We start from the raw sequence: 13,858 nt of genomic DNA on the forward strand, positions 1-13,858 counted from the left end.
TGGGTGTCATGCACCTCACCCTCCGCCAATGGCAGGTTTTCGTGGCGATCGCCGACGCCGGCACCACGGCCGCGGCAGGGGCGCAGCTGGCCTTGTCGCAATCGGCCACGAGCGCAGCGCTCAATGAACTGGAAAGCCAGCTGGCCAGCCCGCTGTTCGACCGCATCGGGCGCCGGCTGATCCTCAACCCGCAGGGTCGGGCGCTGCTGGATCCCGCCCGCGCGCTGCTGGTTGCCGCGGCCGATCTGGAGCGGCTGGCCGGGGTCGGGCAGATCGCGTCCGGCGCGCAGCTCCTGCTGCTGCGGCTCGCGGCCAGCACCACGATCGGCAACTACCTGCTGCCGTCCCGCGTCGCCACGCTGCTGGCCGACAACCCCCAAGCCCAGGTGGACCTGCGGATCGGCAACAGCGCCGACGTCGTCGCGGCGGTCCAGCGCCTGGAGGTGGATCTGGGCCTGATCGAAGGGCCCTGCCACGAAAGTGGCCTGCAGGTGCTGCCGTGGCAACGCGACGACCTGGTCATCGTGGCGGCGCGCGGGACCACGCCGGCGCACATGGAAATTGCAGCGTTGGCGCAGGCCCGCTGGCTCCTGCGCGAGCCGGGCTCGGGCACCCGCGAGGCGGTCGAGCAGGCGCTGCTGCCACACCTGCACCACTTTGCCCGCGCCATGCAGCTGGGCAGCACCGAAGCAATCAAACAGGCGGCGGCCGCCGGGCTCGGCCTGGCATGCCTGTCGCGGCACGCCGTAGCCGATCTGATCGCGCTGGGTACGCTGGTCATCGTCGATACCCCGCTGCCGCCGATGTCGCGCCAGCTGTGGGTGGTCCGCCATCCGGGCAAGCGGGTTCCGCCGGCGCTGTGGGCGCTGCTGGGGCTGCCTGCGGGCGTGTTCGGTCAGGAGTAAGCGACGCCACGCACCGCCAGCCCGTACAATGGTCGGATGCCTCTGATTACTCTGCAAAACGTCGACTTCAGCGTCGGCGGCCCCCTGTTGCTGGAAAAAGCCGAACTGTCGATCGAGCCGGGCGAGCGTATCGCCCTGATCGGCCGCAACGGCGCCGGCAAATCGACCCTGCTCAAACTGCTGTCCGGCGATCACAAGCCCGATGACGGCGAAGTCCGCGTGCAGCAGGGGGTGCGCATCACCCGCCTGGAACAGGAGGTCCCGCACGGTGCCGCCGGCAGCGTGTTCGATGTGGTTGCCGACGGCCTGGGCGAGCTGGGCCAGTGGCTGGCCGAGTTCCATCACCTGAGCATGGCCGAGGATTTCGACGGCGATGCGCTCTCGGCCGTGCAGGCCAAGATCGATGCCGCCAACGGCTGGGGCCTGGACCAGCGCGTCAGCGAAACCCTGACCAAGCTCGACCTGGACGGCGATGCCGAATTCGCGCGCCTGTCCGGCGGCATGAAGCGCCGCGTGCTGCTGGGCCGCGCGCTGGTGTCCTCGCCGGACCTGCTGCTGCTCGACGAACCGACCAACCACCTGGACATCGAAGCCATCGACTGGCTCGAAATGTTCCTCAAGAACTGGAACGGCAGCGTGGTGTTCGTCACCCATGACCGTCGCTTCCTGCGTGCACTGGCCACCCGCATCGTCGAGATCGACCGCGGCCAGGTCACCAGCTGGCCGGGCGACTGGGCCAACTACGAGCGCCGCCGCGAAGAGCGCATGAACGCGCAGGCGCAGGAAAACGCGCGCTTCGACAAGCTGCTGGCCCAGGAAGAAATCTGGATCCGCCAGGGCATCAAGGCGCGCCGCACCCGCGACGAAGGCCGTGTGCGCCGCCTCAAGGCGATGCGCAACGATCGCTCGCAGCGCCGCGAACTCGGCGGCAACGTGCGCATGGAAGCGGCGCAGGCGGAGAACTCCGGCAAGAAGGTCATCGACGTCAAGGACATCTCGTTCGCCTTCGGCGAGCGTGTGATGGTCAAGGACTTCAGCACCGTGATCCTGCGCGGCGACCGCATCGGCCTGATCGGACCGAACGGCAGCGGCAAGACCACGCTGCTCAAGCTGCTGCTGGGCGACCTGCAGCCGCAGAGCGGCGAAGTGCGCGCCGGCACCAACCTGCAGATCGCGTATTTCGACCAGTACCGTGCCGTGCTGCGCGAAGACTGGACCGCGATCGAGAACGTGGCCGAAGGCCGCGATTTCATCGAGTTCAACGGCAAGCGCAAGCATGTGCACGCCTACCTGCAGGACTTCCTGTTCTCGCCCGAGCGCGCCCGCGCACCGATCACCCGCCTGTCCGGTGGCGAGCGCAATCGCCTGCTGCTGGCCAAGCTGTTCGCGCAGCCGTCCAACCTGCTGGTGATGGATGAACCGACCAACGACCTGGACGTGGAAACGCTTGAGCTGCTGGAAGAGCTGCTGAGCGATTACACCGGCACATTGCTGCTGGTCAGCCATGACCGTGACTTCCTGGACAACGTGGTCACTTCCACGATGGTGATGGAAGGGGACGGCGTGGTCGGCGAGTACGTGGGCGGCTATACCGATTGGCAGCGCCACGCTGCACGCGTGGCCGCCGCGGCCGCCGCTGCGCCCGTGGTGGCGGCCAAGCCGGTTGCTGCGGCGGCTGCCGCTGCCGCGCCGGCCGAGGCCAAGCGCAAGCTGAGCTACAAGGACGCGCGCGAGCTGGAACAGCTGCCGCTGAAGATCGAAACGCTGGAGAAGGACGTCGAAGGCCTCACCGCCGCGATGAACGACCCGGCGTTCTATCAGCGCAGCGCCGCCGACATGGCCGCGCACAACGCGAAGCTTGCCAAGGTCCAGGCTGAGCTGGACGCCGCGTACGCGCGCTGGGAAGAACTGGACGCCTGACCCGGCGATCGACGTAGAGCCGACCGTTGGTCGGCTTGACGGTACGCGACGTATGGCACCGACCGCTGGTCCGCCGCACGCGTAACGCCGACCGTTGGTCGCCTCACCTGTAGAGCCGACCGTTGGTCGCCTCACCTGTAGAGCCGACCGTTGGTCGGCTGGCGTCAGAGGTTCATGGCGCCCGAACGAAGCGCAGCCGACCAACGGTCGGCTCTACCGGGCAGGGCTTCGTGGGGCCAGGCGGAAGAGCAGCCGACCAACGGTCGGCGCTACCGTCGTCATTTCAGGCCGTGCAGATCCCGCAACTGGGTTGGGCGTGAGCCGAAATACGCGGCCAGGTCGGCGATGTCCTGGTCGCTCAGGTCGGTCGCCTGCGGGGTCATCAGCGCGTGCTGGCGATCCCCCGCGCGGTAGGCCTGCAGGCTGTGCGCCAGGTAATCCCCGTACTGCCCACCCAGCTTCGGGTAGGTCGGGTCGATCGGCTTGTTGCCGTCGGCGCCGTGGCAGTCGATGCAGCTCTGGCCGGTGGCTTTGCCCTTGACCTGGGCACGCGCCTCACCGGCGGCGATGCGGCCGGCCGGCAGGCCGGCGGAGGAGCCGGACCCGTGTTCACCACTGGCGTGGCCCGGATCGGCGGCGGAATCTGCGCTGTTCTCCACCTGAGACTGCGAACACGCAGTCATCAGCAGGGCAACGGACAGGGCGATGGCGTAACGCTGGAGTGGCGTGGCTTTCGACATGAGCGCGCTTATTTGACGGTGGACAGGTAAACAGCGAGATCGGCGATCTCCTGTTCGCTGAAACTCATCGACTGCGCCTGCATCGTCGGATGCTTGCGCTTGCCGTGGCGGTACTCGGTCAGCGCCTGGCTGAGGTACTCACGGGTCTGCCCGCCGATCTTGGGCACTTTGTAGCTGGGGTAGGCGTTCTTGTACCCGGTGATGCCGTGGCACCCCTGGCACGTATAGGCCAGGACCCGGCCGTTGTCGAAGCGGCCGGTGACGGCGGCAGGCGCCGGCGCGGTGGCAGCCGGAGCGGGGGTGGCAGGGACTGCAGGAGCGGGTGTTGCGGCCTGTGCGGCGGCCCCGAGGGGCAGGAGGACGGCCAGAACGAGACAAGCGGCGAGCGGCTGCGGGCGCATGATGTCCTTTTCCGATAAACGGGTCTGGTCGTTCCGGCGTGGGGTACGGAACTGGGCCGAGTATAGCCTGCCATTTCATCTAGCTGAAACCGGGCCGGGGGAGGCCATCGCCGCAGGTCACCATGACCTTTGGGATATGGTGTGGTCGTGACGTGGTGCATTACTTTGCTACCACACCTGCCCACGCATCCTTAGGGACACGACGATGTCGCGACAATCATTCCTGCTCGGCCGCACCGGACGCTGTGCCGCTGCACTGCTGATCACCTCCACCCTGCTGCTGAGCGGCTGCGGTGGCGCCGGCCCGGCCGAAGCCAACGCGGCCGAGAAGGACGGCAAGGCCGAGAAGAAGGTCGATGCGGTCCCCGTCGAAGCCGTCGCGGCCAGCCGTCGCGCCGTCGCTGCCAGCTACACCGGTACGGCCGCACTGGAGCCGCGTGGTGAGTCGCAGGTGGTCGCCAAGACCTCCGGCGTCGCGCTGGCGGTGCTGGTCGAAGAAGGGCAGCAGGTGCGTGCCGGGCAGCCGCTGGTGCGGCTGGATCCGGACCGTGCGCGCCTGGCCGTGGCGCAGAGCGAAGCGCAGATGCGCAAGCTGGAGAACAACTACCAGCGCGCCCAGAAACTGGTGGGCCAGCAGATGGTCAGCGCCGCGGATGTGGACCAGATCAAGTACGACCTGGAGAACGTCCGCGCGCAGTACCGGCTGGCCACGCTGGAACTGTCCTACACCACGGTGATCGCGCCGATCTCGGGCGTGATCGCCTCGCGCTCGATCAAGACCGGCAACTTCGTGCAGATCAACACGCCGATCTTCCGCATCGTCGACAACTCGCGCCTGGAAGCCACGCTCAACGTGCCCGAGCGCGAGCTGGCCACGCTGCGTCCGGGCCAACCGGTGACGCTGATCGCCGATGCGCTGCCGGGCAAGACCTTCCCGGGCACGGTGGACCGCATCTCGCCGGTGGTCGATGCCGGCAGCGGCACGTTCCGGGTGGTCAGCGGCTTTGGCGAAGATGCTGAAGGCCTGCAGCCGGGCATGTTCGGCCGCATCCGGATCGACTATGACCAGCGTGCCGACGCGCTGGTCGTGCCGCGCCTGGCGCTGCTAGACGATGGTGAGCCGGCGGTGTTCCGCGTTCGCGATGGCAAGGCCGCGCGCGTGCCGGTCAAGCTCGGCTATGCCGAAGGCCCGTGGGTGGAGATCCGCGAGGGTCTGGCCGCAGGCGATCAGGTGGTTACTGCAGGCAAGGTTGCCCTGCGCGACGGCACCGCGGTGCAGGTGATCGGCGCCAAGCCGGCCGCCACCGCTGCTGCCAAGCCGGCACCGGCCAAGGCGGAGAGCCGTCAATGACAGCGGCCGGCAACGACCACGGCAATGATCCGCACCAAGGCGATCGCCCCGGTGCCCACGGCGGCGGCCTGGTGGAATTCGCCACCCGCCGCCGCGTCACCATCGCGATGTTCACCGTCACCCTGATGCTGTTCGGCTTCATCGCGCTGGGCAATCTCAAGGTCAACCTGCTGCCCGACCTGAGCTACCCGACCCTGACCGTGCGCACCGAGTACACCGGTGCGGCCCCGGCGGAAATCGAAACGCTGATCACCGAGCCGGTCGAAGAGGCCGTGGGCGTGGTCAAGAACCTGCGCAAGCTCAAATCGATCTCGCGTACCGGGCAGAGCGATGTCGTGCTCGAGTTCGCCTGGGGCACCAACATGGACCAGGCCAGCCTGGAGGTGCGCGACAAGATGGAAGCGCTGAACCTGCCGCTGGAGGCGAAATCTCCGGTGCTGCTGCGCTTCAATCCGTCCACCGAGCCGATCATGCGCCTGGTGATCTCGGCCAGAACCGATCCTTCCAGCGATGCCGAGGCCGTGCGCCAGCTCACCGAGCTGCGCCGCTATGCCGATGAAGACCTGAAGAAGAAGCTGGAGCCGGTCACCGGCGTGGCTGCGGTGAAGGTGGGCGGCGGTCTGGAGGATGAAATCCAGGTCGACATCGACCAGCAGAAGCTGGCCCAGCTCAATCTGCCGATCGACAACGTCATCAAGCGGCTCAAGGAAGAGAACATCAACATCTCCGGCGGCCGCCTGGAGGAAGGCTCGCAGCGCTACCTGGTGCGCACGGTCAACCAGTTCGCCGATCTGGAGGACATCCGCAACCTGCTGGTGACCACGCAGAGCAGCAACGGCAGCGCTGCCGATGCAGCGATGCAGCAGATGTTCGCGATCGCCGCCTCGACCGGCTCGGATGCCGCCGTGGCCGCTGCCTCTGCCGCGCAGAGTGCCTCCAGCAGCAGTTCCACCAACATCGCCAACGGCGTGCCGGTGCGGCTGAAGGATGTCGCCACCGTGCGCCAGGGCTACAAGGAACGCGAAGCGATCATCCGCCTGGGCGGCAAGGAAGCGGTCGAGCTGGCGATCTACAAAGAGGGCGATGCCAACACGGTCTCGACCGCCGAAGCGCTGCGCGCGCGCCTGGAGCAGATCAAGGGCCAGGTACCCGGCGATGCCGAACTGACCACGATTGAAGACCAGTCACGCTTCATCGAACACGCCATCAGCGACGTCAAGAAAGACGCGGTGATCGGCGGCATCCTCGCCATCCTGATCATCTTCCTGTTCCTGCGCGACGGCTGGAGCACGTTCGTGATCAGCCTGTCGCTGCCGGTCTCGATCATCACCACGTTCTTCTTCATGGGCCAGCTCGGCCTGAGCTTGAACGTGATGTCGCTGGGCGGTCTGGCCCTGGCCACCGGCCTGGTGGTGGATGACTCCATCGTGGTGCTGGAGAGCATCGCCAAGGCGCGCGAACGTGGCCTGAGCATCCTGCAGGCGGCCATCGCCGGCACCCGTGAAGTGAGCATGGCCGTGGTCGCCTCGACCCTGACCACCATCGCAGTGTTCCTGCCGCTGGTGTTCGTCGATGGCATCGCCGGCCAGCTGTTCCGCGACCAGGCGCTGACGGTGGCGATCGCGATCGCGATCTCGCTGCTGGTGTCGATGACCCTGATCCCGATGCTGAGCTCGCTCAAGGGCCGCCCGCCGCTGGCCTTCCCCGAAGAACCGGCGCACCAGCCGTGGCAGCCGGACAGCCGCTGGCTGAAGCCGGTCGCCGGCAGCCGTCGCGGCGTGGGCACCCTGGTGCGCTGGATCTGCTTCGGGATGGCCTGGTCGGTGATCCGCGTCTGGCGCGGCCTGGTGGCCGTGGTCGGGCCGGTGATGCGCAAGGCGAGCGATGTGGCGATGAAGCCCTACGCCGGTGCCGAGCGCGGTTACCTCAAGCTGCTGCCGGGCGCGCTGCACCACCCGGGCAAGGTGCTGGGCCTGGCCGCGCTGGCCTTCGTCGGCACGATGGCGCTGGTGCCGATGCTGGGTGCGGATCTCATCCCGCAGTTGGCCCAGGACCGCTTCGAAATGACCGCCAAGCTGCCCGCCGGCACGCCGCTGAAGCAGACCGATGCGCTGGTCCGTGAGATGCAGCTGGCCCACGCCAAGGACGACAGCATCGCCTCGTTGTACGGCGTCAGTGGCAGCGGCACCCGCCTGGATGCCAGCCCGACCGAAAGCGGCGAGAACATCGGCAAGCTGACCGTGGTGATGGCCGGGGGCGGCAGCGCGCGCACCGAGGCGGCGATCACCGAGCGGCTGCGCGAATCGATGCAGCAGCACCCTGGCGTGCAGGTCGATTTCGCCCGCCCGGCGCTGTTCAGCTTCTCCACCCCGCTGGAAGTGGAACTGCGTGGTCAGGACATGGCCACGCTGGAAACGGCCGGCAAGGCGCTGGCCGCGATGCTGCGCAACAACCCGCACTACGCCGACGTCAAATCCACGGTGGAAGAGGGCTTCCCGGAGATCCAGATCCGCTTCGACCAGGAGCGCGCCGGTGCCTTGGGCCTGACCACGCGGCAGATCGCCGATGTGGTGGTCAAGAAGGTGCGCGGCGACGTGGCCACGCGCTACAGCTTCCGTGACCGCAAGATCGACGTCCTGGTGCGGGCCCAGGAAGGTGACCGGGCCAGCGTGGACAGCATCCGCCGCCTGATCGTCAATCCGGGCAGCAACCGGCCGGTGACGCTGGATTCGGTGGCCGAGGTGGTCGCCACCAACGGCCCGAGCGAGATCCATCGCGCCGACCAGACCCGCGTGGCGGTGGTGTCGGCCAACCTGCGCGATATCGACCTGGGCGGCGCCGTGCGCGAAGTGCAGGACATGGTGGCCAAGCAGCCGTTGGGGGCCGGTGTCGGCATGCACATCGGCGGGCAGGGTGAGGAGCTGGCCGACTCGGCACGCTCGCTGATCTTCGCCTTCGGCCTGGCCATCTTCCTGGTGTACCTGGTGATGGCCTCGCAGTTCGAGTCTCTGCTGCATCCGTTCGTCATCCTGTTCACCATTCCGCTGGCGCTGGTCGGCGCGATCCTGGCCCTGATGCTGACCGGCAAGCCGATCTCGGTGGTGGTGTTCATCGGCCTGATCCTGCTGGTGGGCCTGGTGACCAAGAACGCGATCATCCTGATCGACAAGGTCAACCAGCTGCGCGAGGCGGGCGTGCCCAAGCGTGAGGCACTGGTGGAAGGGGCGCGTTCGCGCCTGCGGCCGATCATCATGACCACGCTGTGCACGCTGTTCGGCTTCCTGCCGCTGGCGGTGGCGATGGGCGAGGGCGCCGAAGTGCGCGCGCCGATGGCGATCACCGTGATCGGCGGGCTGCTGGTCTCCACCCTGCTGACGCTGGTGGTGATCCCGGTGGTGTACGACCTGCTCGACCGTCGCGGCGATGCCTACTACCGCGAGCGCGGCCGCCACCTCAAGTCGCCGCTGGCCGACGCCGGCCATGGCACTGCACAGGAGCCGGCATGAGCATTGCCGAGTTCTCTATCCGACGGCCCATCACCACGATCATGTGTTTCGTGTCGTTGGCGGTGGTGGGCCTGATCGCCTCGTTCCGGCTGCCGCTGGAAGCGCTGCCGGACATCTCCGCGCCGTTCCTGTTCGTGCAGGTGCCGTATACCGGCTCCACCCCGGAGGAGGTGGAGCGCAACATCATCCGGCCCACCGAAGAAGCGCTGGCGACGATGACCGGGATCAAGCGCATGCGCTCCTCGGCCACGTCCGAAGGTGCCAGCATCTTCATCGAGTTCACCGACTGGGACCGCGACATCGCCATCGCGGCCTCTGATGCCCGTGAGCGCATCGATGCGATCCGCAGCGATCTGCCGGACGACCTGCAGCGTTACAACGTGTTCAAGTGGTCCAGCAGCGATGATCCGGTGTTGAAGGTGCGCCTGGCCAGTGCCACCGACCTGACCGGCGCCTACGACATGCTCGACCGCGAGTTCAAGCGGCGGATCGAACGCATCCCCGGCGTGGCGCGGGTCAACATCTCCGGCGCTCCGCCGAACGAGGTCGAGATCGCGATCAGCCCGGACCGGCTGACCGCGCATAACCTGAGCATCAACGAGCTCAGTGACCGCCTGCGCACGCTGAACTTCTCGATCTCGGCCGGACAGATCGACGACAACGGCCAGCGCGTGCGCATCCAGCCGGTGGGTGAAATCACCGACCTGCAGGAACTGCGCGACCTGGTCATCGACAACAAGGGCCTGCGCCTGGGTGACATCGCCGAGATCCGGCTCAAGCCCACCCGCATGAACTATGGCCGTCGCCTGGATGGCAACCCGGCCGTGGGCCTGGATATCTTCAAGGAGCGCAGCGCCAACCTGGTGGAGGTTTCGCGCGCGGCCCTGGCCGAGGTCGAGGCGATCCGCAAGCAGCCCTCCATGCGCGATGTGCAGATCAAGGTCATCGACAACCAGGGCAAGATGGTGACGTCCTCGCTGCTGGAGCTGGCCGAAGCCGGCGCGGTGGGGCTGCTGCTGTCGATCACGGTGCTGTTCTTCTTCCTGCGCCACTGGCCCTCCACGCTGATGGTGACCCTGGCGATCCCGATCTGTTTCGTGATCACCCTGGGCTTCATGTACTTCGCCGGTGTCACCCTCAACATCCTGACCATGATGGGTCTGCTGCTGGCGGTCGGCATGCTGGTGGACAACGCCGTGGTGGTGGTGGAGAGCATCTACCAGGAACGCGAACGGATGCCGGACCAGCCGCGGCTGGCCTCGATCATCGGTACCCGCAACGTGGCCATCGCGCTGAGCGCCGGCACCCTGTGCCACTGCATCGTGTTCGTGCCGAACCTGTTCGGTGAGACCAACAACATCAGCATCTTCATGTCGCAGATCGCGATCACGATCTCGGTCTCGCTGCTGGCCTCCTGGCTGGTCGCGGTGAGCCTGATCCCGATGCTGTCCGCGCGCATGCAGACCCCCAAGCTGGTGCATTCGGACAGTGGCGTGATCGCCCGCCTGCAGCGCCGCTACGCCACCTTGCTGCAGTGGACGCTGGAACACCGTGGCTGGAGTGTGTTCGGCATCGTGATGGTGATCCTGATCAGCCTGGTGCCGATGAAGCTGACCAAGATCGACATGTTCGGTGGCGAGGGTGGCCACGAGGTGTTCATCGGCTACAACTGGAAGGGCGCCTACACGTTCGGCCAGATGTCCGAGGAAGTGGCCCGCGTCGAACGCTATCTGGACGATCACCGCGAGCAGCTGCACATCACCCAGGTGTACTCTTGGTACAGCGAGCAGGAAGGCAGCAGCACGATCGTGACCTTCGATACCGAGCACGCCAAGAACATGCCGGCCGTGCAGGAAGCCCTGCGCAAGGGCCTGCCGCGTTCGGCGCGTGCCGATTACGTGGTCGGCAACTCCGGCGACGGCGGTGGCGGCGGCAACAACCAGGTGCAGGTGCAGCTGGTGGGTGACTCGACCAAGATGCTGCAGGAGATCGGCGAGGAAGTGGTGCCGTTGCTGGCCCAGCGCAAGGAGCTGCGTGACGTGCGCATCGACAACGGCGAGAAGGGCAGTGAGTTGTCCATCCACGTTGACCGCGAGCGCGCGGCCGCGTTCGGCTTCAATGCCGAGCAGGTGGCCAGCTTCGTCGGCCTGGCCCTGCGGGGCGCGCCGCTGCGCGAGTTCCGCCGCGGTGACAGTGAAGTGCCGGTCTGGGTGCGCTTTGCCGGTGCCGAGCAGAGCAGCCCGGAAGACCTGGCCAGCTATACGGTGCGTACCGGCGACGGTCGCTCCGTGCCGCTGCTGAGCCTGGTGGATGTGGCGATCAAGCCGTCGGCCACGCAGATCGGCCGCACCAACCGGCAGACCACGTTGACCATCAAGGCCAACCTGGCTGAGAAGGTCACCGTGCCGGATGGGCGCAAGGCGATGGAGGAAACGCTCAAGCCGATGAGCTTCCCGGCCGGCTACACCTTCAGCTTCGACGGCGGCGACTACGGCGATGACAACGAAGCGATGGCGCAGATGATGTTCAATCTGGTGATCGCGCTGGTGATGATCTACGTGGTGATGGCAGCCGTGTTCGAGTCGTTGCTGTTCCCGGCGGCGATCATGAGCGGCGTGCTGTTCTCGATCTTCGGGGTGTTCTGGCTGTTCTGGATCACCGGCACCTCGTTCGGGATCATGTCCTTCATCGGCATCCTGGTGTTGATGGGCGTGGTGGTGAACAACGGGATCGTGATGATCGAGCACATCAACAACCTGCGCCGCCGCGGGATGGGCCGGACCCAGGCGCTGGTGGAAGGCTCGCGCGAGCGCCTGCGCCCGATCATGATGACGATGGGAACCGCGATCCTGGCGATGATTCCGATCTCCATGACCGACACCCAGCTGCTCGGCAACGGCCCGCCGTACTACCCGATGGCCCGCGCCATCGCCGGCGGCCTGGCGTTCTCCACGGTGGTCAGCCTGCTGTTCCTGCCGACCATCTACGCGATGCTTGATGACATGAGCACGGCGGTGTCGCGGATCATCCGGCGCGCGCGTGGCCGCGGCGTCGAGGCCCCGGTGGTCGAGCCCGGCGCAGAATCGGTTTGAGGGTGCATGGAGGCCCGTTGGGCGGGCCTCCTTTTTTTCGGAACGCACCCACGTATGGCGTCCATCTACGAATGGAAACGGCGGTCATCGCCCTGGTACGGAGCCCGGCACTACCTGCGGTTCCCCATTCGTGCACAAAAAAGGCCACGCAGTGCGTGGCCTTTCGATTCACAGCCAGCGCGGGAATCACCCCGCGACTTTGCCCCACACCTGGAACCCGGTCAGCCACAACCCGAGCATGCTGCCCAGGTTGGTCAGCATGAAGGTCAGCACCACGCGGGTCACGCGGTTGCGGTACCAGCCCTTGACGCTCTGCGCGTCGTCGCGCAGCTTCAGGAAATCCTCGTAGGCCGGCTTGCGCAGGCGCGCTTCCACCAGGGCCGAGAACGCGCCGGTCGGGATGCTCAGGCGGAACGGCTTGAACGGTGCCACCACGATCGCGGTCAGGATGCTCAACGGGTGGCTGCCGGCCAACAGGCAGCCCAGGCCGGCCAGGCCGCCGGTATACATCGCCCAGACCGCCAGCAGTTCACTGCCGACCCCCAGGCCACCACGGTAGAAGCCCACGCCGATGCCGGTCAGCACGATGGCCAGGATCGCCAGCGTGATCCACGGAATGTTTCGCTTCTTCGGCACGTCTTCCAGCGACTCGCGCAGCGGGCCCGGCGCATCGGTGTCGGTTTCCAGGTACTTGGCCAGACCGGCCAGATGACCGGCGCCGACCACCGCCAGCACTTCGCGCTGGGCCGGGTCATGCACTTCGCGCAGGCGCGTGGCCATGTAGCGGTCGCGCTCGCCGATGATGGTTTCGTACAGGGCCGGGCTCTCGCTGGCGAACTCACCGAAGCTTGCTTCGAGCATGTCGCCCTGCTTGAGCTTCTCGATCTCGTCTTCGCCGACTTCCTCGGAGGCGAACAGGCCGGCGCCCAGGCCCATCACCAGCTTGATCTTGCCGAAGAAGCCCAGCCGCTGCGAGGCGCGCTTGAAGGTCAGGCCGACCTCGCGGTCGATCAGGTGCACCGGCAGGTTGCGTTCGTTGGCCATCACTACCGCGCGCTTGAGTTCGGCACCGGGCTCGATCTCCAGCTGCTCGGCCAGGCGGCGCTGGTAGGCGGCCAGGGCGAGGTTGGCCGCGAACAGGGCGACGCGCCCCTTGCGGATCACCTCGACCAGGTCCAGCTTGGCCAGGGCGTCCGGGTTGGTCAGGGCCTGCAGGCGCTGCGCGTCCAGTTCGACCGCGACCGCATCGAAGCGGCCACTTTCGATCGCACGTTCCACCGCTTCCACGCTGGCCTGCGAGACGTGCGCGGTGCCCAGCAGGGTGTAGCGCACGCCATCGCGCTCGACCACGCGCACGGGTTGACCGGCGAACAGGGTGTCGCCGGCCTCGATCAGGGTATCTGTCATTGCATCATTCATTCGAAGGGGCGCTGTCGGCACCATCGCCGAGCGCGCGCTGCATCTGGACGGTATCCAGCCAGCGGCCATGCTTGCGGCCGAGGCCGCGGAAAACGCCGACGGTATGGAAACCGAAACGCTCGTGCAGTTTGATGGAGGCGGTGTTGGTCGGCTCGCCGATCACGGCCACCATCTGCCGGTAACCGCGTGCGACGCAGGCATCGATCAGGCCCTGCATCAGCGCGGTGCCGACACCGCGGCCCTGGAAGGCCGCATCCACGTAGACCGAGTTCTCCACGGTCCACTGGTAGGCGATCCGGCCGCGGTAGGTATTGGCGTAGGCATAACCGGCCACCTGGCCATCGACCTCGGCCACGATGTAGGGAAAACCGCGGCCGACGATGTCCTGCATCCGGCGGCGCATTTCCGCCGCCTCCGGAATCTCGTACTCGTAGGTGTTGACGAAATCGGTCACTTCCACCGCATAGATCGCGGTGATGGCCGCGATATCGGCATCGGTGGCGTCGCGCAGCTGCACGGTCACG

At 66.9% G+C, this 13,858-nt stretch carries 9 protein-coding genes; 5 read left to right on the forward strand and 4 right to left on the reverse strand.

The annotated features are described in order from the left end of the window. Positions 1-8 precede the first annotated feature (8 nt). Complete coding sequence (locus OC373_RS08100) at positions 9-905, forward strand: LysR family transcriptional regulator (protein ID WP_070427586.1); 897 nt, start codon at positions 9-11, stop codon at positions 903-905. A 36-nt stretch (positions 906-941) separates the two neighbouring features. Continuing rightward, complete coding sequence (locus OC373_RS08105; RefSeq protein WP_070473161.1) at positions 942-2,825, forward strand: ATP-binding cassette domain-containing protein; 1,884 nt, start codon at positions 942-944, stop codon at positions 2,823-2,825. Between the two features lie 278 nt (positions 2,826-3,103). On the opposite strand, the gene OC373_RS08110 is transcribed toward OC373_RS08105, so the two are convergent. Together OC373_RS08110 and OC373_RS08115 are read right to left on the reverse strand one after the other, a co-directional pair. Next, the gene (locus tag OC373_RS08110; RefSeq protein ID WP_019183110.1) at positions 3,104-3,565 is read right to left on the reverse strand and encodes a cytochrome c; all 462 of its coding nucleotides are present in this window, start codon (positions 3,563-3,565) and stop codon (positions 3,104-3,106) included. A gap of 8 nt (positions 3,566-3,573) precedes the next feature. Next, positions 3,574-3,966, reverse strand: coding sequence for a c-type cytochrome (locus OC373_RS08115; protein ID WP_019183109.1), 393 nt, complete (start codon positions 3,964-3,966; stop codon positions 3,574-3,576). A gap of 205 nt (positions 3,967-4,171) precedes the next feature. On the opposite strand from OC373_RS08115, the gene OC373_RS08120 reads away from it, so the two are divergent. From OC373_RS08120 to OC373_RS08130, 3 genes are read left to right on the forward strand one after another with little or no spacing between them, the layout of a single operon-like run. Then, positions 4,172-5,317, forward strand: coding sequence for an efflux RND transporter periplasmic adaptor subunit (locus OC373_RS08120; protein WP_261997436.1), 1,146 nt, complete (start codon positions 4,172-4,174; stop codon positions 5,315-5,317). Continuing rightward, complete coding sequence (locus OC373_RS08125; protein WP_261997437.1) at positions 5,314-8,823, forward strand: efflux RND transporter permease subunit; 3,510 nt, start codon at positions 5,314-5,316, stop codon at positions 8,821-8,823. Before OC373_RS08120 ends, OC373_RS08125 begins: the two co-directional genes overlap by 4 nt. Next, positions 8,820-11,915 carry an efflux RND transporter permease subunit gene (locus OC373_RS08130; protein ID WP_261997438.1) on the forward strand — a complete coding sequence of 1,032 codons (3,096 nt, stop codon included), beginning with the start codon at positions 8,820-8,822 and terminating at the stop codon, positions 11,913-11,915. Before OC373_RS08125 ends, OC373_RS08130 begins: the two co-directional genes overlap by 4 nt. A 186-nt stretch (positions 11,916-12,101) precedes the next feature. Here the strand turns inward: OC373_RS08130 and OC373_RS08135 are convergent, their stop codons facing one another. Together OC373_RS08135 and OC373_RS08140 are read right to left on the reverse strand one after the other, a co-directional pair. Further along, a complete protein-coding gene (locus OC373_RS08135) occupies positions 12,102-13,322 on the reverse strand; it encodes a TraB/GumN family protein (protein WP_152663773.1) in 1,221 nt (406 codons plus the stop codon). 4 nt (positions 13,323-13,326) lie between these two features. Continuing rightward, positions 13,327-13,857 carry a GNAT family N-acetyltransferase gene (locus tag OC373_RS08140; RefSeq protein WP_019183104.1) on the reverse strand — a complete coding sequence of 177 codons (531 nt, stop codon included), beginning with the start codon at positions 13,855-13,857 and terminating at the stop codon, positions 13,327-13,329. Position 13,858 lies beyond the last annotated feature (1 nt).

Source organism: Stenotrophomonas sp. Ste96 (assembly GCF_024519495.1).
GTDB lineage: Bacteria > Pseudomonadota > Gammaproteobacteria > Xanthomonadales > Xanthomonadaceae > Stenotrophomonas > Stenotrophomonas bentonitica_A.

What these genes read in the sequence shown, in the direction of transcription:
- OC373_RS08100 (WP_070427586.1), top strand. Translation starts at nt 9, where the DNA reads ATGCACCTCACCCTCCGCCAATGGCAGGTTTTCGTGGCGATCGCCGAC.
- OC373_RS08105 (WP_070473161.1), top strand. Translation starts at nt 942, where the DNA reads ATGCCTCTGATTACTCTGCAAAACGTCGACTTCAGCGTCGGCGGCCCC.
- OC373_RS08110 (WP_019183110.1), bottom strand. Translation starts at nt 3,565, where the DNA reads ATGTCGAAAGCCACGCCACTCCAGCGTTACGCCATCGCCCTGTCCGTT.
- OC373_RS08115 (WP_019183109.1), bottom strand. Translation starts at nt 3,966, where the DNA reads ATGCGCCCGCAGCCGCTCGCCGCTTGTCTCGTTCTGGCCGTCCTCCTG.
- OC373_RS08120 (WP_261997436.1), top strand. Translation starts at nt 4,172, where the DNA reads ATGTCGCGACAATCATTCCTGCTCGGCCGCACCGGACGCTGTGCCGCT.
- OC373_RS08125 (WP_261997437.1), top strand. Translation starts at nt 5,314, where the DNA reads ATGACAGCGGCCGGCAACGACCACGGCAATGATCCGCACCAAGGCGAT.
- OC373_RS08130 (WP_261997438.1), top strand. Translation starts at nt 8,820, where the DNA reads ATGAGCATTGCCGAGTTCTCTATCCGACGGCCCATCACCACGATCATG.
- OC373_RS08135 (WP_152663773.1), bottom strand. Translation starts at nt 13,322, where the DNA reads ATGACAGATACCCTGATCGAGGCCGGCGACACCCTGTTCGCCGGTCAA.